At 70.2% G+C, this 21,573-nt stretch carries 26 protein-coding genes; 10 read left to right on the forward strand and 16 right to left on the reverse strand.

The window, feature by feature from the left end; translation table 11 throughout:
- Positions 1 to 83: 83 nt before the first annotated feature.
- Entirely contained in the window at positions 84 to 872 is a 789-nt protein-coding gene (locus tag KBC94_RS06100) for an amino acid racemase (RefSeq protein WP_294367454.1), read from the forward strand.
- Positions 873 to 947: 75 nt separating this feature from the next.
- On the opposite strand, the gene KBC94_RS06105 is transcribed toward KBC94_RS06100, so the two are convergent.
- The 6 genes from KBC94_RS06105 to KBC94_RS06130 are packed head-to-tail and all read right to left on the reverse strand — an operon-like array spanning position 948 to position 5,895.
- Complete coding sequence (locus KBC94_RS06105) at positions 948 to 1,838, reverse strand: LysR substrate-binding domain-containing protein (protein ID WP_294367456.1); 891 nt, start codon at positions 1,836 to 1,838, stop codon at positions 948 to 950.
- Between the two features lie 30 nt (positions 1,839 to 1,868).
- Positions 1,869 to 2,369, reverse strand: coding sequence for a dihydrofolate reductase (locus KBC94_RS06110; protein ID WP_294367458.1), 501 nt, complete (start codon positions 2,367 to 2,369; stop codon positions 1,869 to 1,871).
- Between the two features lie 13 nt (positions 2,370 to 2,382).
- The gene (locus KBC94_RS06115) at positions 2,383 to 3,204 is read right to left on the reverse strand and encodes a thymidylate synthase (RefSeq protein ID WP_234196576.1); all 822 of its coding nucleotides are present in this window, start codon (positions 3,202 to 3,204) and stop codon (positions 2,383 to 2,385) included.
- A gap of 27 nt (positions 3,205 to 3,231) precedes the next feature.
- A complete protein-coding gene (locus tag KBC94_RS06120; RefSeq protein WP_294367461.1) occupies positions 3,232 to 4,017 on the reverse strand; it encodes a tRNA-uridine aminocarboxypropyltransferase in 786 nt (261 codons plus the stop codon).
- Positions 4,018 to 4,052: 35 nt separating this feature from the next.
- The gene (locus KBC94_RS06125) at positions 4,053 to 5,483 is read right to left on the reverse strand and encodes an FAD-binding oxidoreductase (protein ID WP_294367463.1); all 1,431 of its coding nucleotides are present in this window, start codon (positions 5,481 to 5,483) and stop codon (positions 4,053 to 4,055) included.
- A 4-nt stretch (positions 5,484 to 5,487) separates the two neighbouring features.
- Positions 5,488 to 5,895: a DUF2069 domain-containing protein gene (locus KBC94_RS06130; RefSeq protein ID WP_294367464.1), complete on the reverse strand. Its 408-nt coding sequence runs from the start codon at positions 5,893 to 5,895 to the stop codon at positions 5,488 to 5,490.
- A gap of 62 nt (positions 5,896 to 5,957) precedes the next feature.
- Between KBC94_RS06130 and KBC94_RS06135 the strand changes: the two genes are divergently transcribed.
- Complete coding sequence (locus KBC94_RS06135; RefSeq protein WP_294367466.1) at positions 5,958 to 7,232, forward strand: YihY family inner membrane protein; 1,275 nt, start codon at positions 5,958 to 5,960, stop codon at positions 7,230 to 7,232.
- A 43-nt stretch (positions 7,233 to 7,275) separates the two neighbouring features.
- Here the strand turns inward: KBC94_RS06135 and KBC94_RS06140 are convergent, their stop codons facing one another.
- Entirely contained in the window at positions 7,276 to 7,629 is a 354-nt protein-coding gene (locus KBC94_RS06140; RefSeq protein WP_076510521.1) for a DUF962 domain-containing protein, read from the reverse strand.
- A gap of 93 nt (positions 7,630 to 7,722) precedes the next feature.
- Here KBC94_RS06140 and KBC94_RS06145 point away from each other — a divergent pair, with 93 nt between their 5' ends.
- The 4 genes from KBC94_RS06145 (at position 7,723) to KBC94_RS06160 (ending at position 10,705) form a co-directional block, all read left to right on the forward strand.
- Complete coding sequence (locus tag KBC94_RS06145; RefSeq protein ID WP_294367470.1) at positions 7,723 to 8,094, forward strand: thioredoxin family protein; 372 nt, start codon at positions 7,723 to 7,725, stop codon at positions 8,092 to 8,094.
- Between the two features lie 43 nt (positions 8,095 to 8,137).
- Positions 8,138 to 8,797: a response regulator transcription factor gene (locus KBC94_RS06150; protein WP_294367472.1), complete on the forward strand. Its 660-nt coding sequence runs from the start codon at positions 8,138 to 8,140 to the stop codon at positions 8,795 to 8,797.
- The gene (locus KBC94_RS06155) at positions 8,794 to 10,149 is read left to right on the forward strand and encodes a sensor histidine kinase (RefSeq protein WP_294367474.1); all 1,356 of its coding nucleotides are present in this window, start codon (positions 8,794 to 8,796) and stop codon (positions 10,147 to 10,149) included. The genes KBC94_RS06150 and KBC94_RS06155 overlap by 4 nt, the downstream gene beginning before the upstream one ends.
- 142 nt (positions 10,150 to 10,291) lie before the next feature.
- Positions 10,292 to 10,705, forward strand: a complete 414-nt coding sequence (locus KBC94_RS06160) for a NirD/YgiW/YdeI family stress tolerance protein (protein ID WP_294367476.1) — start codon at positions 10,292 to 10,294, stop codon at positions 10,703 to 10,705.
- Here the strand turns inward: KBC94_RS06160 and KBC94_RS06165 are convergent.
- Positions 10,698 to 11,501 carry an alpha/beta hydrolase gene (locus KBC94_RS06165; protein ID WP_294367479.1) on the reverse strand — a complete coding sequence of 268 codons (804 nt, stop codon included), beginning with the start codon at positions 11,499 to 11,501 and terminating at the stop codon, positions 10,698 to 10,700. The genes KBC94_RS06160 and KBC94_RS06165 overlap by 8 nt on opposite strands.
- 1 nt (position 11,502) lies before the next feature.
- Complete coding sequence (locus tag KBC94_RS06170) at positions 11,503 to 12,813, reverse strand: O-acetylhomoserine aminocarboxypropyltransferase (RefSeq protein ID WP_294367482.1); 1,311 nt, start codon at positions 12,811 to 12,813, stop codon at positions 11,503 to 11,505.
- A gap of 159 nt (positions 12,814 to 12,972) precedes the next feature.
- Here KBC94_RS06170 and KBC94_RS06175 point away from each other — a divergent pair, with 159 nt between their 5' ends.
- The gene (locus tag KBC94_RS06175) at positions 12,973 to 13,440 is read left to right on the forward strand and encodes a CBS domain-containing protein (protein WP_294367484.1); all 468 of its coding nucleotides are present in this window, start codon (positions 12,973 to 12,975) and stop codon (positions 13,438 to 13,440) included.
- Positions 13,441 to 13,522: 82 nt separating this feature from the next.
- Here the strand turns inward: KBC94_RS06175 and phaZ are convergent, their stop codons facing one another.
- On the reverse strand, positions 13,523 to 14,749 hold the full coding sequence (gene phaZ, locus KBC94_RS06180; protein ID WP_294367486.1) for a polyhydroxyalkanoate depolymerase: 1,227 nt from the start codon (positions 14,747 to 14,749) through the stop codon (positions 13,523 to 13,525).
- 117 nt (positions 14,750 to 14,866) lie between these two features.
- Here phaZ and KBC94_RS06185 point away from each other — a divergent pair, with 117 nt between their 5' ends.
- On the forward strand, positions 14,867 to 15,523 hold the full coding sequence (locus KBC94_RS06185) for a glutathione S-transferase (RefSeq protein ID WP_234196590.1): 657 nt from the start codon (positions 14,867 to 14,869) through the stop codon (positions 15,521 to 15,523).
- A gap of 48 nt (positions 15,524 to 15,571) precedes the next feature.
- Here the strand turns inward: KBC94_RS06185 and mog are convergent, their stop codons facing one another.
- Positions 15,572 to 16,171: a molybdopterin adenylyltransferase gene (mog, locus tag KBC94_RS06190; RefSeq protein ID WP_294367491.1), complete on the reverse strand. Its 600-nt coding sequence runs from the start codon at positions 16,169 to 16,171 to the stop codon at positions 15,572 to 15,574.
- Complete coding sequence (gene yjgA, locus KBC94_RS06195; protein ID WP_294367494.1) at positions 16,171 to 16,827, reverse strand: ribosome biogenesis factor YjgA; 657 nt, start codon at positions 16,825 to 16,827, stop codon at positions 16,171 to 16,173. Before yjgA ends, mog begins: the two co-directional genes overlap by 1 nt.
- A 61-nt stretch (positions 16,828 to 16,888) precedes the next feature.
- On the opposite strand from yjgA, the gene pmbA reads away from it, so the two are divergent.
- Complete coding sequence (gene pmbA / locus KBC94_RS06200) at positions 16,889 to 18,259, forward strand: metalloprotease PmbA (protein ID WP_076510500.1); 1,371 nt, start codon at positions 16,889 to 16,891, stop codon at positions 18,257 to 18,259.
- A gap of 4 nt (positions 18,260 to 18,263) precedes the next feature.
- On the opposite strand, the gene KBC94_RS06205 is transcribed toward pmbA, so the two are convergent.
- The gene (locus KBC94_RS06205) at positions 18,264 to 19,169 is read right to left on the reverse strand and encodes a LysR substrate-binding domain-containing protein (protein WP_294367499.1); all 906 of its coding nucleotides are present in this window, start codon (positions 19,167 to 19,169) and stop codon (positions 18,264 to 18,266) included.
- Between the two features lie 213 nt (positions 19,170 to 19,382).
- Here KBC94_RS06205 and KBC94_RS06210 point away from each other — a divergent pair, with 213 nt between their 5' ends.
- Positions 19,383 to 20,141 carry a sulfite exporter TauE/SafE family protein gene (locus tag KBC94_RS06210; protein WP_294367501.1) on the forward strand — a complete coding sequence of 253 codons (759 nt, stop codon included), beginning with the start codon at positions 19,383 to 19,385 and terminating at the stop codon, positions 20,139 to 20,141.
- 42 nt (positions 20,142 to 20,183) lie between these two features.
- Here the strand turns inward: KBC94_RS06210 and KBC94_RS06215 are convergent, their stop codons facing one another.
- The 3 genes from KBC94_RS06215 to rpsU form a co-directional block, all read right to left on the reverse strand.
- Positions 20,184 to 20,645: an NUDIX domain-containing protein gene (locus tag KBC94_RS06215; protein WP_294367503.1), complete on the reverse strand. Its 462-nt coding sequence runs from the start codon at positions 20,643 to 20,645 to the stop codon at positions 20,184 to 20,186.
- Between the two features lie 4 nt (positions 20,646 to 20,649).
- Positions 20,650 to 21,096 carry a GatB/YqeY domain-containing protein gene (locus KBC94_RS06220; RefSeq protein ID WP_294367504.1) on the reverse strand — a complete coding sequence of 149 codons (447 nt, stop codon included), beginning with the start codon at positions 21,094 to 21,096 and terminating at the stop codon, positions 20,650 to 20,652.
- Between the two features lie 129 nt (positions 21,097 to 21,225).
- Positions 21,226 to 21,438, reverse strand: a complete 213-nt coding sequence (rpsU, locus tag KBC94_RS06225; protein WP_007833691.1) for a 30S ribosomal protein S21 — start codon at positions 21,436 to 21,438, stop codon at positions 21,226 to 21,228.
- Positions 21,439 to 21,573 lie beyond the last annotated feature (135 nt).

Raw genomic sequence — 21,573 nt, forward strand, 5'->3', positions numbered from 1 at the left:
ATGACGAAGACCATAAGCCGTGCTGATGGCTGCCGCCGCAGACGCGATGGCCGCGGCCTCGGGCGGCCACCTAGCATCGGTCCATGCCTGTTGCCGCCTCCTTGCCGACGATGACCGCGCCCGAGGCTGGCGGCGACACGCCCTCGCTGGCCCCCATCGGCATCCTGGGCGGCATGGGGCCGCTCGCGACCCTGGACTTCATGCACAAGGTGCTGGCCGCGACGCCCGCCCGCTGCGACCAGGATCACCTGCCGCTGCTGGTCAGCTCCATCCCCCAGATTCCCGACCGGACCGCCGCCTTCCTGGGCGAGGGCGTGTCGCCGCTGCCTGCGCTCGTGGACAGCGCCAGGCGGCTGGCGGATGCGGGCGTTCGGCTGCTGGTCATGCCGTGCAACACGGCGCACCTGTGGTTCGAGCCGCTGCAGGCCGCGCTCGGCCTGCCGATGCTCCACCTGGTGGATGTCGCGTTGGACGAGGCTGTGCGGCAGGCCCCGCCCGGGGCCGCGCTCGGTCTGCTGGCCACGCCGGCCACGCTGGCGTCGGGCCTGTACGTCCGGCGCGCCGGCGCCTCCGTCCACTGGCAGATGCCGACGCCGGACGAACTGGCACGGTGGGTGGTGCCAGGCATCCAGGCCATCAAGGCCGGCGATCTGGCACAGGGCGAAACCTGCCTGCGTCAGGCCGCCCAGGCCCTGGCCGACCGCGGCGCGCGCATCCTGGTGCTGGGCTGCACCGAGATTCCGCTGGTGCTCGATGCCGCTCGTGCCGGGTTGCCGGTCATCGATGCAACGGCCGCCCTGGCGCGGGCCACGGTGGCCTGGGCGCTGGCACAACGCGCAGGTGAACCGGTGCGGCAGAAGGCGTCGGCCTGATCCCGCCCGCGTCGACGAGCCCGCCGCTGCCCGGTCCTGCCGGCCTTCCGGCCCTGCGTGGGTACAGCCGACCGCTCAGCGAGGCTCGGCGGTGACGGCCCGCAGCGCCTTCAGGAAGTCGGCCACCGGCCGCGGCGAGCGCACGCCTTGCGGCAGCAGCGCCCGCACCTCCACCGCGATCTCCGGCAGCAGCGTGCGCACATGCAGGGCCTCGTCACGCCGGGCCTGGGCGGTGAAGGAGTCGACGATGGCCGGACCGAAACCCTGTTCGGCCAGCACCAGCGCGATGTGGTGCGTCTGCACCGTGATGCCGCCCGTGGGCGCCACGCCCAGCCGCGACCATTGTTCGGCCAGCATGGTGCCGATGGGGTCGCGCTCGTCGATGCGGATGATGGGGCTGCGCAGCACCTCGTCCAGCGCCACGGTGGCGCGGGTGTCGGCCCCGGCATGGTCCACCCGCGAGACGCACACCAGCCGGCCGCTCGCGATGGCCTCCTCGTGCAGTGCCGGATGCGGCGCGCTGCCGTAGACGATGCCCACGTCGCCCTCGTGCAGCGCCATGGCCTGCGCGATCTCGCGCGAATGCAGGGTGCGGATGGTGACCGGCATCTCGGGATGGCGGCGCTTGAAGACGGCCAGCGCATCGGGCAGCGCCCGCACCGCGAGCGAGGGCACGATCAGCACCCGTAGCGGCGTACCTTGGTCGCGTCCGAGCGCCAGCGCGACGCGGCGCACCCGCTCCAGCTGTGCCATCAGCGGCTGCACCTCCGCATACAGTGCCTGCGCCTCGGCCGTCGGCACCAGCCGGTTGCGTTGCCGCGTGAAGAGGGCATAGCCCAGCTGGAGCTCGGCATGCTGCAGCGTCTGCGTGGCAGCTGGCTGCGTCACATGCAGCAGCCGCGCGGCGGCGCTCACGCTGCCCGTCAGCATGACGGCGTGGAAGACCTCGAGGTGCTTGAGTTTCATCGGCGGACGCAGCGGACGCCGGGCGGCCGCTCAGCCCCGCTCGTAGGTCACGAAGGCAAAGCGCAACCCCTCGAGCGCGGAGCTGACGTGTGATTCACGCGCCGTTTCGCTCCAGCCGGCATCGAGCACCGGCGCGAAGGCGTCGCCCTCGTAGTCGCGGTCGATTTCCGTGACGACGGCGCGCCGGGCCATGGGCGCGGCCTCGGCGTAGAGCTGGGCCCCGCCGATCACCCACAGTTCCGGCGCATCGCCGGCGGCGGCGATGGCCTCGGCCAGGCTGTGTGCGCGCACGGCGCCCTCGGCCTGCCAGGCCGCCTGCCGCGTGACGACGATGTTGGTGCGGCCCGGCAGCGGCCGGAAGCGCGGCGGCAGCGAATCCCAGGTACGGCGGCCCATGATGACCGGGCAGCCGCGGGTCTGCGTGCGGAAGTGCGCCATGTCCTCGGGCAGGTGCCAGGGCAGGGCGTTGTTCCGGCCGATGACGCCGTTGGCGGCGCGGGCGTAGATCAGGTTCAGGCGGCCCTTCGACATGGCAGCGCCTGGATCAGACCGCCACCGGCGCCTTGATGGCCGGGTGCGGGTCGTAGCCCTCGAATTCGAAGTCCTCGAACTGGTAGTCGAAGATGCTGGCCGGCCGGCGCTTGATGCGCAGCGTCGGGTAGGGCCGCGGCTCGCGCGAGAGCTGCAGCGCCACCTGCTCGGCATGGTTGCTGTAGATGTGACAGTCGCCGCCGGTCCAGATGAAGTCGCCGACTTCCAGGTCGCACTGCTGCGCCAGCATGTGGGTCAGCAGCGCATAGCTGGCGATGTTGAAGGGCACGCCAAGGAAGATGTCGGCGCTGCGCTGGTAGAGCTGGCACGACAGGCGCCCCTCGGCCACATAGAACTGGAAGAAGGCGTGGCAGGGCATCAGCGCCATCTTCGAGAGCTCGGCCACGTTCCAGGCACTGACGATGATGCGGCGCGAGTCGGGGTTGGTCTTGAGCTGTTCGACCACCTGGGCGATCTGGTCGATGTGACCGCCATCGGGCGTGGGCCAGCTGCGCCACTGCACGCCGTACACCGGGCCGAGGTCGCCGTCCTCGCGCGCCCATTCGTCCCAGATGGTCACGCCGCGCTCGCGCAGCCAGTTGTTGTCGGACGAACCGGCCAGGAACCACAGCAGCTCGTGGATGATGGACTTGAGGTGAACCTTCTTGGTGGTCACCAGCGGGAAGCCTTCGCGCAGGTCGAAGCGCATCTGGTGGCCGAACACGCTCTTGGTGCCGGTGCCGGTGCGGTCGCTCTTGAAGACGCCATGCGTGTCCACATGGCGCATGAAGTCTTCGTACTGGGAGCGGATGGGGTGGGTGTCGGCGCGGGTCATGGGGCGGTCGCAAAAGCAGGCCGGATTCTAGAAGGCGCCCTCCGGGCGCGCGTCGCCCGCGCCGGGATCAGTGGTCGGCGCTGATGACAGTGCGCGCAGCCGTTGCCGGGCGCTGCCGTCCGGGTCGACCGGTTGCTGGTTCTTCGCCTGCAAGTAGTGATGGGTGAAGACGTCCAGGTAGGCGTCGAGCACGCAGGCCGCCAGCGGCTCGTCGGCGAGTTCGAGGCACAGCGCTGCGACCTCGCTGGTGCAGAGGTGGTGCTCGTGGCAGGTCTGGCGCAGGCGGTACTGGGACGACTTGGTCGGCGACAGGCTCAGCACCGGGAAGGCATCGAGGTACGGGCTGCGTCTGAACATCTTGCGCGCCTCGGTCCATGTGGCGTCCAGCAGCACGAAGAGCGGGCGCCGACCGTCCTCACCGTTCGCCGCCGCAGCCGGAGGCACGGCTTCGACCACACGCTCGGGCGCGGCGTACTGGCCGGGAAACACCACCAGCGGCTGCCATTGCGGGTCGCGCAGCAGCGCCAGCAGGCCCGGGTCGGGCTGCGTCCGCGTCCAGCCGAAGGCGAAGGTGTCGGGCACCACGTCGGCCACCAGCCAGCCTGTGTTGGTGGGCTTGAGCGGCTCGATGTCGGCCATGAGCAGGCACACGCCCGCGCGCACGGCCAGCGCCGGCCGCAGGGCGCACATGCAGTGGCTGGGCACCAGGCGGCAGGCCGGACAACGCTCGCGCTTGAAGCCGCCGCGCGCCATGAAGGGCTTGGTGCTGCGCGCGAGACGGTCCGCACGCAGGCGGGCGACGGCATGGGGCATGCAGGAGTGTCCCAGGCTCCGGGTCGCGCAGGCGTTCAGGCGGCCAGGACCCGGCCCGGATTGAGCAGGCCCTGTGGGTCCAGCGCCGACTTGATGGCACGCATCATGCCCAGCGCCACCGGCGACTTGTGCTGTTCGAGCGTCTGGACCTTCAGGCTGCCGATGCCGTGCTCGGCCGAGAAGGAGCCGCCGAACTTCTGCACCTGGGCGTAGACCATTTCGTTCACCCGCTTCTCCTGTTCGCGCAGGAAAGCCTTGGCATCGCCTTCGGCGGGCGCCTGGACGTTGTAGTGCAGGTTGCCATCCCCCAGGTGGCCGAAGTTGACCAGCCGCACACCCGGAATCTCGCGCGCCAGCAGGGCGTCGGTCTCGGCGCAGAAGGCCGGGATGCGCGACACCGGCAATGAGATGTCGTGCTTGATGTTGAGCCCCTCCTCGGCCTGGGCCAGCGGAATGCTCTCGCGGATGTGCCAGAGCTCGTGCGCCTGCGACAGGTTCTCGGCCACCACGGCATCGGCCACGGAGCCGGATTCGAAGGCCGATTCGAGCAGCGATTCGAAGCGGGCGCGGGCGTGTTCCTCGGATTCGCTGTCGGAGTTCTCCAGCAGCACGAAGTAGGGATGGCCGTCGCCCGCCTCGTCGGCGAAGGGCACGCGCAGCTGCGGCATGTGCCGGCGCACCAGGCTGAGGGCGAAGCGGCCCATCACCTCGAAGCCCGTCAGGCCTGCGCCCAGGTGCCGCTGGGCCTGGCCCAGCAGCTGCACGGCGTCCTCGAAGGAGCCCACCGCCGCCCAGGCCGTGAGCCGCGCCGCCGGCTGCGGAAAGAGTTTGAGCGTGGCGGCCGTGATGATGCCCAGCGTGCCTTCGCTGCCGACCATCAGGTCGCGCAGGTCGTAGCCGGTGTTGTCCTTGCGTAGCCCGCTGCTGCCGTCCCACACCTCGCCCTGGGCCGTCACCACCTCCAGGCCGAGGCACAGCTCGCGGGCATTGCCATAGCGCAGCACCTGGGTGCCGCCCGCGTTGGTCGCCAGGTTGCCGCCGATGGTGCAGCTGCCTTCGGCGGCCAGGCTCAGCGGGAACAGGAAGCCGGCCTTGGCCGCCGTTTCCTGCAGCACCTGCAGCACGCAGCCGGCCTCCACGGTGATGGTGAGGTTGGCCGCGTCGATCTCGCGCACGCCGGCCATGCGCGCCAGGCTCAGCACCACCTGGCTGCCGCTCTCGTCGGGGATGGAGCCCACCGCCAGGCCGGTGTTGCCGCCTTGGGGCACGATGGCCGTGCCGGCGGCGGCGCAGGCCTTGACCACGGCCGCCACCTCGGCGGTGCTGCCGGGGCGCACGACGGCCAACGCCTTGCCGCGGGCCCGCTTGCGCCAGTCCTGTTCGTAGGCGGTGAGGTCGCCGTCGGTCAGCACATGGGCGGCGCCGACGATGGCGCGCAGCGATTCGATCAGGGCAGGGGTTGTCATGGTTTCAGGAAGTCGATGGATCGGCAGCGCGCATCCGCTGGCCGGCCCGCAGCCGCAGGCGCACATGCCAGGCGCAGGCCACGAAGAGCAGCAGGCACAGCGCGATCTCGATGCCCGCGAGGGCGCGGCTCGTCGGCAGCGTGTCGCTCCAGGCGCGCACCACGCCTTCGGTGAAATAGAGCCAGATCATCAGGCTCAGCCAGCGATAGGTGTACAGGCGCCACTTGAGCAGCCCCGCCAGCGGAACCAGCAGGGGCAGCACCTTGAGCGCCAGCCAGCTGCCGCCGGGGCGCAGCGGCGCCAGCCAGAGCTCCCAGGCCAGGCCCAGCCCGATGAGCCCCAGCAGGCAGCCCACCGCCAGCACGCGCGTGGCGACGACGGAGGCCGAGGGAGGGGCGGAGGACGTGTTCAAACCGGGGGGAGGAAAAGAGGCCGCGGCAGACGGGCGCGGCGGGGGTGTCGAAAGGCGGTGGCATGATACCCAGCATGATTCGCCATCGGCTCTGGAGGGATCTCACGCGCTTTCCGTGGCGCAGCACCGCGGCGGTGCTGGGCGAGCGGTTCCGCGACGATCGGCTGGCCCTGACGGCCGGCAGCCTCACCTTCACCACCACCATCGCCCTGGTGCCCTTCTTCACGGTGGCACTGGCGTTGTTTACCGTCTTCCCCATCTTCGCCACGCTGCAGGACCGGCTGCAGCGCTGGCTGGTGCAAAGCCTCATCCCCGAGAACATCGCGCGCCAGGTGCTGGGCTACCTGACGCAGTTCGCCGGTGCGGCCAGCGGGCTGGGCATCGTGGGCCTCGGGGTGCTGCTGATCACGGCCATCGCGCTGATCCTGACCATCGACAAGACGCTCAATGGCATCTGGCGGGTGCAGCGGCCGCGGCCCCTGGCGCAGCGGGTGCTGATCTACTGGGCCTCGATCACGCTGGGCCCGCTGCTGCTGGCGGTGAGCCTGTCGACCACGGCCTACGTGTTCAGTGCCTCGCGCGGGCTGATCGGCGAGTCTGGGCTGAACCTGCGCTGGCTGTTCGATGGGGCGGAGTTCCTGCTGCTGGCGCTGGGCATGGCCTCGCTCTACCACTATGTGCCGAACACACAGGTGCGCTGGGCCCATGCCTGGGCGGGTGGCCTGTTCGTCGCGGCGGCCATCGAGGTGGCCAAGCGGGTGCTGGCCTGGTATCTGAGCTTCGTGCCCACGTACTCGGTGCTCTATGGCGCCTTCGCCACCGCGCCCATCCTGCTGATCTGGATCTACACCGCCTGGGTGATCGTGCTGCTGGGTGCGGTGATCGCGGCCTATTTGCCGATCCTGCTGTCTGGCGTGGCCCGGCGCGGTGGTCGGCCGGGCTGGCCCATGCAGCTCGGCATCGAGGCGCTTCGCCTGCTGGCCCAGGCCCGCAAGGGGCCCGCGCGCGGGATGGGGGTGCAGGAGATGGCCAAGCGTCTGCGGGCCGACGTGCTGCAGCTGGCCCCGGTCATCGAGGCGCTGGTATCGCTCGACTGGGTGGCGCCGCTGGCCGAGGAGCCGGCGAGCGGCGATCCGCGCTACGTGCTGCTGGTCGACCCGTCCGTCACGCCGCTGGCGCCGATGGTCGAGGCGCTGCTCCTGCCTCGCAAGCCGGTGCTGGAGCCGATGTGGGAGCGGGCCCCGCTGGCGCGCCTGACGCTGGCCGACGCGCTGGCGTCGGAGCGCTCGCCGGGCTCTGCCGAAGGCATCCCGCTGGCGGGTGGTGTGGGCACCTGAGTGTCCGCGGCCGCGTTCGGGCGGCTTCCCTGCGCTGTCCCGATCAGAGCTTGACGCGCCCCGCCCAGATGTCCCGGTACATCACCCAGTCGCCCATGAAGCTGTAGAGCGGCCGCTTGAAGGAGGCCGGCTTGTTCTTCTCGAAGGCGAAGTGGCCGACCCAGGCGAAGCCATAGCCCGCGAAGAGCGCGCCCAGCAGCCACCACGGGTTGGCCGTGACCACCAGCACCGCCAGGCTGGCCAGCGCAAGCGTGGAGCCGATGAAATGCAGGCGCCGGCAGGTGCGGTCTGCATGCTCGCTCAGGTAGAAGGGGTAGAACTCGGCAAAGCTCGAGAACTGGCGCGGATCGACGGCGGCACCGGCCGGCGTGCGCGTGGCGGCGGGGGAGGGATTCATCGCAGTCTCCTGTCGCCTCGGAGGGCGTTGCCCATAATAGCGACGGCCTTTTCCGTGGCCAAAGCCCCTTCCCAAGACCCTGACGCCCGCACCGTGACCGACGCCCCCGCAGCCGATTCCACCTGGGCCGTGTGCCTGTGCGCCGAATGGTGCGGCACCTGCCGTGACTACCGCCCCCTGTTCGCCGAGGCCCAGCGCACGCATCCGCAGCTGCGCTTCGCCTGGGTCGACGTGGAGGACCATGCCGACCTGGCCGACGAATTCGACGTCGAGACCTTTCCCACGCTGCTGCTGGCGGGGCCGCAGGGCGTGCACTTCCTGGGCCCGATGCTGCCGCACGCCGGCACCCTGGCGCGCATGCTGGAGTCGCCGCCCGCGGCCCGGCCCGCCGATGCCGCGGTCACCGCGCTGCTGCAGGCGCTGGCGGCGCGGCAGGACGATGCCTTCGCCGTCGACGGGGCGTGACGGGCCTCAGATTCACTTCATCCTCGGACCCTAGGCTGCCTCCATGCGGATCCTGCTGGTCGAAGACGATGCCTCGCTGGGCGCCACCGTGCAGTCGTGGCTGCAGATGGATGGCCACGCGGTGGACTGGCTGCTGCGCGGCGACCAGGCCGTGACGGCGCTGGCCACGCACGACTACCAGTGCGTGCTGCTCGACCGGGGCCTGCCCGGGCTCGATGGCGACGGCGTGCTGCAGGCCCTGCGCGCCCGTGGCGCCACATTGCCCGTCCTGCTCATCACCGCTCGCGACACCCTGGCCGACCGCGTCGAAGGCCTGGACCTGGGCGCCGACGACTACCTGGTCAAGCCCTTCGACCTCGAAGAACTTTCCGCCCGTGTGCGCGCGGCGCTGCGGCGCGAAGCCCGGCAGCCCACGCCAGTGCTGCAGCATGGGGGCGTCACGCTCGACCCGGTCGCCAAGCGCGCGACGCGGGACGGCGCCCCCGTGTCGCTGACGGCGCGCGAGTTCGCCGTGCTCGAAGCGCTGATGCGCCGACCCACCCACATCCTCAGCCGCGCGCAGATCGAGGAGGCGCTCTACGGCTGGGGCGAAGAGGTGGAAAGCAACGCCATCGAGGTCCACATCTACAACCTGCGGCGCAAGCTGGGCAGCGGCTTCATCACGACGGTGCGCAACCAGGGCTACGGCCTGGCGCCCGCATGAGGGCGGACCGCCCCTGGTCCCTGCGCCGCCGCCTGCTGGCCACCGTCGTGGCCGCCAGCGTGGTGGTCTGGCTGGTCAGTCTGGCCATCGTCATCCAGGTGGCCTGGCATGGCGTGAGCGAGACCTTCGACGAGGCGCTGGAGGAAAGCGCCCAGCTCGTGCTGCGCCTGGGCCGCGAGCCCGCCACGGCGGCGGCCGGCGCGCGCAGCGATGGGTTGCGCCTGCGCATCTACTACCAGCTGGTGTCGCCCGACGGCCGCGTGCTGCAGCGTGGCAAGGACGCGCCGGCGACGCCCTTCGTCGCACAACTCGCGGGTGACGACGAGCACTACAACGTGCGGGTGGACGGCCACTACTGGCGCGTGCATGTGCGGCGCGACCCCGCCACCGGTCTGCAGGCCCAGGTCGGCCAGCCCTGGGAGGAGCGACTGGACCTGCTGGAGGACATCGCCGAGCGACTGGCCTGGCCGGCGTTGGGCCTGCTGCTGCTGCTGGTGGCCGTGTGCTGGTTCGCCATCCGCCGGTTTCTGCGGCCGCTGGAGACGGCCGCCGCCGGCATCGCCGCCAAGTCGCCGCAGGACCTGACGCCCGTCGACGCGCAAGGCATGCCGCAGGAGCTGCGTCCCATCCTCGGCGCGCTGGACGGCCTGCTGGCCCGCCTGGGGATGGCGATGGAAAACGAGCGCCGCTTCACCAGTGACGCCGCGCACGAGCTGCGCACGCCGCTGGCCGCCCTGCGCAACCGCGTGCAACTGCTCGCCCGCCAAGGCCACCTGCCGGCGGAGGAAGCGCAGCAGTTGCGGGCCGACGTGGACCGCAGCACGCAGCTGGTCGAAAGCCTGCTGGCGCTGGCGCGGCTGGACCCGGTGAAGACGTTGGAGGCGGTCGAGCCGGTGTCGCTGGCGCCCCTGGTGGACGAGGCGCTGGCCGGCGCCGGGCCGGGCCGTGGCGGCCCCGGCGCGGCGCCTGCCGACACTGTGCGCGTCGGGACGGCACTGTCGGTTCCGGTCATCGTCGGCCATCCAGCGCTGCTGGCCACGCTGGTGCGCAACCTGATCGACAACGCCCGCCGCTACGGCGGCCCCGACACGCGCATCCGCGTGGAAAGCACCGCCTTGCCTGGCGGCGGCGCGCGCCTGGCCGTGCGCGACGACGGGCCCGGCGTGCCGCCTGCGCAGCGCCGGCGGCTGGGCGAGCGCTTCTTCCGCGTGCTGGGCAGCGGCCAGCCGGGCAACGGGCTGGGCCTGTCCATCGTGGCGCGCATCGCGGCGCTGCACGGGGCGCGGCTGCATTTCGAGGAAGGGTTGGACGGGCAGGGGCTCTCGGCCATCGTGGACTTCCCGCCACGCTGACACGCACCGAGGCCATCAGTTGGCCTTCATCTTCGGGCCGCCCAATGGCTTCACTGGCCCGGGATTCCGGGCACAGCCTTCGTCCCGTCGGATTCGTCCAGCCGAACCGGCTTCGTCCCACCCTCTTCAGGAGCCTTGCACCATGCGTTCTTCCATCCTCGCCTCGACCCTCGCCCTCTCGCTGCTGGCCGCCGGTACGGCCGGCGCCGCAGGCAGTGCCGCCTCCGCACAGAGCGCCGCGCCGACCCTGGTGGCCGCAGCGACCGGCGGCTACAGCGGCCCCAGCACCGTGCCCGTCAGCACCGTGCGCCAGTTGCTCGACAGCGGCCGTGACGACCAGCAGGTGCGGCTGCAGGGCCGCATCGTGTCGCACGATGGTGGCGAGAACTACACCTTCGCCGACGACACCGGCCGCATCCGCGTGGAAATCGAGCCACAGCACTTCCCGGCCGGCCGCACGCTGGGCGCCGAGCAGCGCGTGGAACTGCACGGCGAATTCGAGAAGGGCCTGCGCACCACCGAGGTGGAGGTCGAGCGCCTGATCGTCCTCAACTGAGGAAGTCGCGCAGCGCGAACAGCACCGCGTCGGGCGCCTCGCTCATCAGGGCATGGCCGGCCTTCACCGTCACCACGCGGGCCCCCGGCGCCTTGTCGCGCAGCGCCTTGGTGGCGCGCGGCGGTGTCATCTGGTCGGCGCCGCCCAGCAGGAAGAGTACCGGGCAGCGTACCTTCTCCATCGCCGCCTCCCCGCCCGCATAGTCGTTGCAGGCCTTGAAGCCGGTGTGGAAGACGTTGACGGCCGTGTTGCTCGCCAGCACCCGCCGCATCAGCGCCCGCGATCCGCCCATCAGCCAGGTGCCCGGTCCGAGCGAGGAGGGCGGCGGCGCCAACATGGAATGCGAGAACACGTTGACCATGTCGATGGCCTTCTGCGGCGCGTTCAGCGAACTCTCCAGCAGCGCTGGCGACACCACCATCGGATAGGCCGTGCCCACCAGTGCCAGATGCGTGATGCGATCCGGCGCCCGCGCCGCCGCCTCCAGGGCGATCAGCGAGCCGAAGCTGTGGCCCACCAGCGCGGCGCGCCCCACGCCAGCGGCATCGAGCAGCGCGAGCACGAAGTCGGCCGCCGCCTCCACCGAGGCGGGCGGCGCGCCCTCACTCCGGCAGTGGCCGGGAAGGTCCACCGCCAGCACGTTCCAGCCGTGGTGCGCGAACCAGCGGCTCTGCAGGATCCACACGCTGTGGTCGTTGAGCACACCGTGGATGAAGACGACGGTGGGCCTGGCGGCGTCGAAGGGCTTGCCGCCGGTATAGGCATAGGCGCGGTGGCCGTTGACCTGCAATTCCATCTCAGGCTCCCGCTTTCTCGGCAGCCTTGAGGGCGCGCTTGAGGTCGTCGATCAGGTCGTCCGCATCCTCCAGACCGATCGACAGGCGGATCGTCCCCTGGCCGATGCCGGCGCCTGCCAGCGCCTCGTCGCTCATGCGGAAGTGCGTGGTGCTGGCCGGATGGATCACCAGCGAGCGGCAGTCGCCCACGTTGGCCAGGTGGCTGAACAGCCGCAGCGCCTCGATGAAGGCCTTGCCCTGCGCCCGGCTGCCCTTGATGTCGAAGCTGAACACCGCCCCCGCGCCGCGCGCGCCGCCGCGCAGCAGGCGACCGGCCAGTGCATGGCTGGGGTGCGATTCCAGCAGCGGATGCCCCACGCGCGAGACGAAGGGGTGGCTGGCCAGGAACTGCACGACGCGCTCGGTGTTGGCCACGTGGCGCTCCATGCGCAGCGGCAGCGTCTCGATGCCCTGCAGGATCAGCCATGCCGTGTGCGGGCTCATGGCCGCGCCGAAGTCCCGCAGGCCTTCGCGGCGCGCGCGCAGCAGGAAGGCGCCCACGGTGCTCTCCTCGCTGAACACCATGCCGTGGAAGCCGTCGTAGCCTTGCGTCAGCTCGGGAAAGCGGCCGGAGGCCTCCCAGTCGAAGCTGCCGCCGTCGACCAGCACGCCGCCGATCACCGTGCCGTGGCCCGACAGGAACTTGGTGGCGGAGTGGTAGACCAGGTCCGCGCCCCAGTCGAAGGGCTTGATGAGGTAGGGCGAGGTGAGCGTCGAATCGACCAGCAGCGGCACCTTGGCCTCGCGCGCGATCTGGGCGATGGTGGGAATGTCCAGCACATCCAGGCCGGGATTGCCGACGGTCTCGCCGAAGAGCAGCTTCGTCTCGGGGCGGATGGCGGCGCGCCAGCCGTTGATGTCGCCGGGCTTGACGAAGGTGGTCTCGATGCCGAAGCGCCGCATCGTGTAGTGCAGAAGGTTCTGCGAGCCGCCATAGAGCGCCGTGCTGGCCACGATGTGCGAGCCCGCGCCCATCAGCGTGGCCACGGCCAGGTGCAGTGCGGCCTGGCCGCTGGCGGTCGCGATGGCGCCGATGCCGCCTTCGAGCGCCGCCACCCGTTGCTCCAGCACCGCATTGGTCGGGTTGCTGATGCGGCTGTAGACGTGGCCCGCGCGCTCCAGGTTGAACAGCGCCGCCGCATGGTCGCTGGACTCGAAGACGAAGGAGGTCGTCAGGTGGATGGGCACCGCGCGGGCGCCGGTGGCCGGGTCGGGCGCCGCGCCGGCATGCAGCGCCAGGGTGTCGAAGCCGGGGTCGGAATAGCCGCTCATGGCTGGGCTCCGAGCATGGGGCGTGCGCAAAGGCGAGGTATCAAGCGTGTCTCCTTGTCAGTACCTGCGGGCTGGCCCTGAGAAAAGTGTCGAGGCCGGGCGCCAGTCGCAAGGGATTGTGGGCTATATTTTCAGGACGGTTTCTTGAGGAGCATCCCGATGAAAGTCAGCGACATCCTGCGCGTGAAGGGCAACACGCTCTACACGATCGGCCCCGACGATCCGCTGGCCGAGGCGGTGGGCATCATGGCGGACAAGGACATCGGCTCGCTGGTGGTCATGTCCCATGGCGACCTCGTCGGCATGCTCACCTTCCGCGAGGTCATCCTGCAGCTCCAGCGCAACGGCGGCGCCATCGGCGACACCCGGGTGCGTACGGCCATGGACGATGCGCCGCTGACCTGCACCAACGGGACCGACCTCGACGAGGTCCGCCGCATGATGCTGGAGCGCCATGCCCGCTACATGCCGGTGATGGACAAGCGGATGCTGATGGGCGTGATCAGCTTCTACGACGTGGCGAAGGCCGTGGTGGACAGCCAGAACTTCGAGAACAAGATGCTCAAGGCCTACATCCGCGACTGGCCTGCGGAAGAAGAGAACGCGCAGAACCAGCCCTCGCTCTGAGGCGAGGCCGCGTCAAGACAAGCCGCGTCGCCTGCTCGGGTACGCGGCTTTTTTGCGGCCGTGTGGAGGCGACAGAAGGACGTCACCCCAGTTCAGCGGCTTGATGGATTGTTTCGCGCACCTGCGGATAGATCTGCGCATTCCACTTGCTGCCGCTGAACACGCCGTAGTGGCCCACGCCCGCCTGCAGGTGGTGCGCCTTGAGGTAGGGCCGGATGCTGCTGCACAGGTCTTGCGCCGCTACCGTCTGGCCCACGGCGCAGATGTCGTCGCGCTCGCCCTCCACGGTGAGCAGGGCGGTGCGTCGGATGGCCCGCGGGTCGACGCGGCGGCCGGCGACGGTGAGTTCGCCGCGCGGCAGGTCGTAGGTCTGGAAGACCCGCTCCACCGTCTCCAGGTAGAACTCGGCCGGCAGGTCGTTGACGGCGAAGTACTCCTCATAGAAGGTGCGGATCGCCTGGGCCTTGTCCATTTCGCCCTCGACAAGATGGGCATAGAGGCGGCGGAACTGCTCCTTGTGCCGCTCCATGTTCATGCTCATGAACGCCGACAGCTGCACGAAGCCCGGGTAAACCCGGCGCATGAAGCCGGCATGCGGCAGCGGCACATGGCTGATCAGGTTGCGCTCGAACCAGTCGATGGGCCGCTCGGTGGCCAGCCGGTTGACCTGGGTCGGGTTGATGCGGCAATCCACCGGCCCGGCCATCAGCGTCAGGCTGCGCGGGGCGGCGGGGTCGTCGTCCTCGGCCATCAGTGCGGTGGCGGCCAGGGCGGCCACGCAAGGTTGGCACACCGCCACCAGGTGCACGCCAGGCCCGACCGCGCGCAGGAAGTCCATCAGCTGCAGCGTGTACTCGTCCAGGCCGAAGCGGCCATGGGCCAGCGACACATCGCGCGCGTTGTGCCAGTCGGTGATGTAGACGTCGTGGTCGCGCAGCAGGGTGCGCACCGTTTCGCGCAGCAGGGTGGCGAAATGGCCCGACAACGGTGCGGCCAGCAGCACGGGGGGCTCCGCTGGTGCATCGGCCGGCCGCAATTTGCGAAAGCGCAGCAATGTGCCGAAAGGGGCCTGGAGGGCCTTTTCCTCGACCACGGGCACGGCCTCGCCGTTGGTCGTCACCTCGCGGATGCCGTAGTCGGGACGCTGGTGGGTGAGCTTGAGCCGGTCGAAGACGTCCATCGCCGCCGACAGGCGCCGGGGAATGGTGCGCTCGTTGCCCGCGGCAAAGAGGGCATGTCCGAAGAAGTGCGACAGCTGCCGCAGCGGCGACAGCAGGTCGGCCTGCATTTGATAGGCCTGGTACAGCATGCCCCGGTCAAGGCAAGTTGCGGGCCAAGCCGGTGCACAGGCCGGCTGCGGCCCATGCACTGTTCTGGCACAGGCTTTGCACTGCTGCCGGTGGAGTCACCGACTGGAGCATTCGACATGGCCAAGGCCGTTCTCACCATCAGCAGCAAGAACTACGGCGCGTGGGCCCTCCGCGGGTGGCTGATGTGCAGGCTGGCGGGTCTGGATTTCGTCGAGAAGGTCATCCCGCCCGACGATCCGGCCATGAAGGCGGAGATGCTGTTGCTGTCCTCGTCCATGCTCGTGCCCTCGTTGGAGCATCGGGGCATCCGGGTGTGGGACACCATGGCCATCGGCGAGTACCTGCACGAGAACTTCCCCAAGGCCGGCCTGCTGCCAACCGATGCAGCCGCCCGCGCCCACTGCCGGGCGATCTGCGGCGAGATGCATTCGGGCTTCTCAGCCCTGCGCGGCGCCTTGCCCATGAACATCAAGGCCCGCTTCAAGGACTTCAAGGTGTGGTCGCGCGCACAGGCCGACATCGACCGCATCGTGGCGATCTGGCGCGAATGCCTGTCGACCTATGGCGGCCCCTTCCTCTTCGGCGATCGGCCGGGCCTGGCCGATGCGATGTATGCGCCGGTGGTGACGCGCTTTCGCAGCTACGGCGTGGCGCTGGACGACCTGTGCGCGTCCTACAGCCAGCAGGTGCTGGAACTGCCGGCCATGCGCGAATGGATGGCCGCGGCCCTGCAGGAGCCCGAAGAGATCGACGAGCTCGACGCGGAGTTCTGAGCGCGTGCCGGCGCCTGGCGTGGCCAGGCGGGCAGGGAAGAAAAGTGCTCAGTCGCGGGCCGGCCGAATCGCCGACTTGGGCCGGAATGCCTTACAGACGTCGTCGTGCGTTTCGAGGTAGGGCCCGCCGATCAGGTCGATGCAGTAGGGCACGGCCGCGAAGATGCCGGGCACGATCTGGCTGCCATCGGCCGCCTTGAGGCCCTCCAGCGTCTCGGCGATGGACTTGGGCTGGCCGGGCAGGTTGATGATCAGGCTGCGATCGCGGATCACCGCCACCTGGCGCGACAGGATCGCCGTGGGCACGAAACGCAGGCCGATCTGCCGCATCTGTTCGCCGAATCCGGGCATCTCCTTGTGCGCGACGGCCAGCGTGGCCTCGGGCGTGACGTCGCGCAGGGCGGGGCCGGTGCCGCCAGTGGTCAGCACCAGGCTGCAGCCGGCATCCACCAGCTCGACCAGCGCGGCGCTGATGCGCTCGGCCTCGTCAGGAATCAGCCGCGGCTCGAAGGCGATGGGGTTCTTGAGCGCCCGCGTCAGCCAGTCCTGCAGCGCGGGCAGGCCCTTGTCCTCGTAGACGCCGCTGCTGGCGCGGTCGCTGACCGAGACGATGCCGATCCTGACCGGCGCGAAATCGGCGCCGTCCATCAGGCGTCTTCCTCGCGCGACTGGGCCGCGGCCTGGTCGGCATGGTCGTCGTCCCCATGCACCGACAGTTGCTCGCGGATGCGCTGGAACAGCTCGCGGAAGGCCTTGCCCTGGCGGGGCGCCTCGCCGGGCTTGCCGGCCTGGTGGTCCTTGCGGGCTTGGCGCACCAGGGCCCGCATCTGCTGGGCGTCCGTGCCCGGGTGCGTCTCGATCCAGGCGCCCAGGGCATCGTCGTCGGCCAGCAGGCGCTCGCGCCATTGCTCGGCCTCGTGCAGCATGGCGGTGGCATGGGCGGGGCCGCGGGCCTGCTCGTCGAGGGCGGTGCGCACGGCCTCCAGCGTCTCGGGGTCCAGCTTGCGCATCAGCTTGCCTACGAACTGCGACTGCCGCCGGCGGCCTTCGAAGTTGGTGATGCGGCCGAGTTCCTTGAGGGCTTCGATGAGCCGATCGGGCAGTCGCAGGCGCTCGCGGGCTTCGCCGCGCAGCGTGAGCAGGGCCTCGCCCAGCGCCTGCACTTCGGCGCTTTCGCGCTTGAGGTCGGTCTTGCTGGTCTCGATGCCGCCCTTGAGCTCGCGCTTGTATTCGATGTCGAGTTCGCTGCCTTCGGCGACGAACTGGCCACGGACGAAGTAGCCTTTTTTGGGTTTGCGGGGCATGGCGGGGGAATTGGGTGCGCCGCCCGGCCATCGGGGGCGCGTCGCTATCATTGTCCCTCACATGAGCACCACCACTTCGCGCGCGGAAAGCGGCTTCGCCTACAGCCGAGATTACTTCGAGAACCTGGTCGACACCGCCCTGGCCCATGCCAAGAAGCTGGGTGCCACCGATGCCGGCGCCGAGGCGTCCGAAGGCTGCGGACTGAGCGTCTCGGTGCGCAAGGGTCAGCTCGAGAACGTGGAGCGCAACCGCGACAAGTCGCTGGGCGTCACCGTCTACGTGGGCAACCGGCGTGGCAATGCCAGCACCTCCGACTTCTCGGAAGCGGCCATCCGCCAGACGGTGCAGGCGGCGTACGACATCGCCCGCTTCACGGCCGAGGACCCGGTCGGCGGCCTGCCCGACGAGGCGGACATCGCCAAGGACCATCCGGAACTGGACCTCTTCCATCCCTGGGCCATCGACAGCGAAGGTGCTGCCAAGCTCGCGCTGGAATGTGAGGCCGCAGCCTTGAGCACCGACCGCCGCATCACCAACAGCGAAGGCGCGGGCGTGTCGGCTCAGCAGAGCCATTTCTTCAGTGCGCACACGCATGGCTTCCGCGGCGGCTATGCCAGCTCGCGCCATTCGATCTCGGTCGCGCCCATTGCCGGCCGCGGCGACGACATGCAGCGCGACGCGTGGTACAGCTCCATGCGCTCTGCGGATGAGCTGGCCTCGCCGCAGGCCGTGGGCCGCTATGCGGCCGAGCGGGCGCTGAGCCGGCTGAAGTCGCGCAAGATCAAGACCACCGAATGTCCCGTGCTGTTCGAGTCGCCGCTGGCTGCCGGCCTGCTGGGTGGGCTGGTGCAGGCCGTCAGTGGCGGATCGCTGTACCGGCGCAGCACCTTCCTGCTCGACTCGCTGGGCAAGGATGTGCTGCCCTCGCACATCGACGTGACGGAAGACCCCCACATCCGCCGCGGCAAGGGCAGCGCGCCCTTCGATGACGAGGGTGTGATCACCCGCGCGCGCACCGTGGTCGACGCCGGACGGCTGGAGGGCTACTTCCTGTCGACCTATTCGGCCCGCAAGCTGGGCATGAAGACCACGGGCAATGCCGGTGGCTCGCACAACCTGACGCTGCGCTCGCGCCTGACCGACCCGGCCGACGACCTGGACGCCATGCTGCGCAAGCTGGGCACCGGCCTGTTCGTCATCGAGCTGATGGGCCAGGGCGTCAACTACGTCACCGGCGACTATTCGCGCGGCGCGAGCGGCTTCTGGGTCGAGAACGGGCAGATCGCGTTCCCGGTGCAGGAGATCACCATCGCCGGCAACCTCAAGTCGATGCTGATGGGCATCCAGGCCGTGGGGGCCGACGCCTACAACTACGGCGCCAAGACGGTCGGGTCGATGCTGATCGACCGCATGAAGGTGGCCGGGGCCTGAGGGTTCAGGCGCTGCGCGCCGCCTCCGGCAGGGCCGTGAGGTGCGCGAGCAGCGTGCGCGCCTGAGGCGACAGCGTCGCCTCGTCGCGCACGCAGGCCCGCAGTTGGCGGCCTGCCCATTCATCTGCCAAGGGCACCCGCGCCAGTGCCATGGTGCGCGCGCACCGCGCTGCCGCCGTGTGCGGCACCACCCCGGCGCCGATGCCCTGCGCGGCCATGCGGCACACCGCGTCGAAACTGCGCACCCGCGCCCGGTAGCGCGACGGCAGCCCGGCTGCACGGATCTGGCGGCTGATGTGTTCCTGCAGCGGATTGCCGGCGGCCAATCCCACCCATTCCGCATCGCCCAGCTCGGAGAGCGCTGCGCGGCGCCGACGGGCCAGCGCATGGCCGCGCGGCAGCACCAGCACCAGGTCGTCGCGGCGGAAGGCGTGGTCTTCCAGGCCGCCGAAGTCGGCGAGCTGCGAGGCAATGCCGATGTCCGCCAGGCCGGCGCGCACCGCATCCGCTACATCGGCGCTGGCGCGTTCGTCCAGGTCCACCGAGACCTGCGGATGCGCCGCCAGGAAGTCGGCCAGGGGACCCGGCAGGTGCTCCATCAGCGCGGCGGTGTTGGCCAGCAGGCGCACGCGGCTGCGCAGGCCCTGGCCGTGCTCGGCCATCTCGCCATACAGGCACTGCATCTGCGCCAGCACTGTGCGGGCATGGTGCAGCAACGTGCGGCCCGCCTCGGTGGGTGTCACGCCCGCCGCATGGCGATGCAGCAGCGGGCCGCCCAGCGCCTGCTCCATGCCGCGCACCCGCTGGCTGGCGGAGGCCAGCGTCATGGGGGCTCGGTCGGCGCCGCGGGTGAGGCTGCCGGCCTCGACCACGTGGACGAAGAGGCGCAGGTCGGTCAGGTCGAATCGCATGGGGCACAAGTTAGCACGCGAGGGCGGCCGCGGGGGTGGCCGGCGGCCGCCCTCAGGCATGGCCATAGGGGGCTGCGTTTCTTCCGCATTGGCGGGGAGCGGCCGGGGCGGCCAGACTTCGGGCCTTCACCCACTGCGTCGCCCTTGCCGACCCTCACGCCATGGCCCGTCCTTGCCACCCGCCGACTGCTGCATCGACCGGCCACGTGCGCCATGTCGGCTGAGCTGTCCTCGGGCCCATTCTGGGCGCTGACCGCCGGCGTCTTCGTGCTCGCCGGGGCCGTGAAGGGGCTGCTCGGCCTGGGCCTGCCCACGCTGTCGATGGCCCTGCTCGCGCTCTGGATGCCGCCGGCCCAGGCGGCGGCGCTGCTGGTGCTGCCGTCGCTGGTGACCAATCTCTGGCAGGCCGGACCCTGGCGCGAGGCCTTGGCGCTGCTGCGCTGCACGATGGGTCTGCAGGTCGGCATGGCTGCAGGCACGCTGGGCGGACTGGCGGTTTGGGGCCCGCCTTCGGGTCGCAGCGGCGTGCTGCTGCTGGGGCTGGCGCTGATGGCCTATGCCGCCTGGGGCCTCGCCGGCCGTGCGGCGAGCTTGACGCCTGCGCAGGCGCGCTGGATGGGGCCGGCGGCCGGCTTGTTCACCGGCGTTCTGACAGCGCTCACCGGCGTGTTCGTGTTGCCCGTGGTGCCCTATCTGCAGGGCCTGGGGCTGCCGCGGGCCGCGTTGATGCGGGCGATGGGCCTGTCTTTCAGCACCTGCACACTGGCGCTGGGCATCGGGCTGGCGGGCAATTCGGACGGCGTGCCGGCCGCGTCGTGGTGGCCTTCGCTGGCCTTGCTGGTGCCGGCCTGGCTCGGCATGGCGCTGGGGCGGCGTCTGCAGGCGCGCCTGCCGTTGCCGGTGTTCCGGCGCTGCTTCTTCGCCGGGCTCGCGCTGCTGGGCGGATGGATGGTGCTGCGCGGGGCAGTCTGAGCGGATGCGGACTGGGCGCAGGCCCCGAACGGCGGCGCGCGTTCAGGCCCGCAGCGCCTGCCAGACCCGCTCGATGGCCTGCCGGTAGGGCAGGGTAAAGCCGTCCAGCGGCTCCTGCGGCGTGAGCCAGCGGAAGTCGAACACCAGACCGTCCTCTTCCGGGCTTCCGTGGGCGGTGTGTTCGAAGCGCTCGGGCAGCGGCGCGTCGATGCGCAGCAGGAACAGATGCCACAGCTGCTCGTGCGTGTGGTCGTTGCCCTCGTGGCCTGCGGCGCAATGGCGCAGCAGCGTGCCCAGAGGCTGGAGCGGGCCGTCGAAGCGCAGGCCGGATTCCTCCAGCAGTTCGCGGCGGACTGCTTCTTCGGGTGACTCGCCGGGCTCGATGGTGCCCTTGACCAGTTGCATGCCGCGGTCCCCCGGATGGTGGAAGACCAGCAGCCGGCCGCGCGCGTCCACCACGCAGGCGCAGGCCTTGCCGATGGGGGCGACGGCCGGCGTGTCCATGCAATCAGCCGGCGAGTGCGGCCTTGACCGCGGCACTGACCTGGCCCATCTCGGCCTTGCCCGCCAGGCGCTGCTTGGCGGCGCCCATCACCTTGCCCATGTCGCCGGGCCCGCTGGCGCCCAGCTCGGCCACGATGGCCTTGACCTCGGCGTCGATTTCGTCGGCGCCCAGGCGCTGGGGCAGGTAGGCCTCGAGCACGGCGACCTCGGCGGCTTCCTTGTCGGCCAGTTCGGTGCGGCCGGCCTGGGTGAAGGCGGTGATGGAGTCCTTGCGCTGCTTGATCATCTTGTCGATCACGGCCACGACGGCGGCGTCATCCAGCTCGATGCGCTCGTCCACTTCCTTCTGCTTCATCGCGGCCAGCAGCAGGCGGATGGTGCCCAGGCGCTCGGCTTCCTTGGCGCGCATGGCGGTCTTCATGTCTTCGGTGATGCGGGCCTTGAGGCTCATGGTGCGTCCTTGCTGGGTGAAGAAGAGGGAGTGGGAAAAAGACGAAAGCCGCGGCAGGTTTCCCCGGCGCGGCTTGCTTGGTGCGCGACCGGCGGCGTCGAGGACGTGCCGGTGTTGCCTGCAGATCGATCAGTACAGCTTCTTGGGCAGCTGCATGCTGCGCACGCGCTTGTAGTGGCGCTTGACGGCCGCGGCCTTCTTGCGCTTGCGCTCGGCGGTCGGCTTTTCGTAGAACTCGCGGGCGCGCAGGTCGGTCAGCAGGCCGAGCTTTTCGATGGTGCGCTTGAAGCGGCGCAGCGCGACGTCGAAGGGCTCGTTTTCTTTAACGCGGATGGTGGTCATTGATTCAAAGAGATGTTGAATGTGACCAGGGAAGATCGAGGCCCCCGGCCGGTGGTCCTCAACTCGAAAGATTTGCGGCCCGCTGAGGGGTAGGCCAAAGTTAGCCGGCTAATGTAGCAGATTTAGGAGCGCCGC

The organism is Pseudacidovorax sp., assembly GCF_017991995.1.
Classification (GTDB): Bacteria; Pseudomonadota; Gammaproteobacteria; order Burkholderiales; family Burkholderiaceae_C; genus Xenophilus.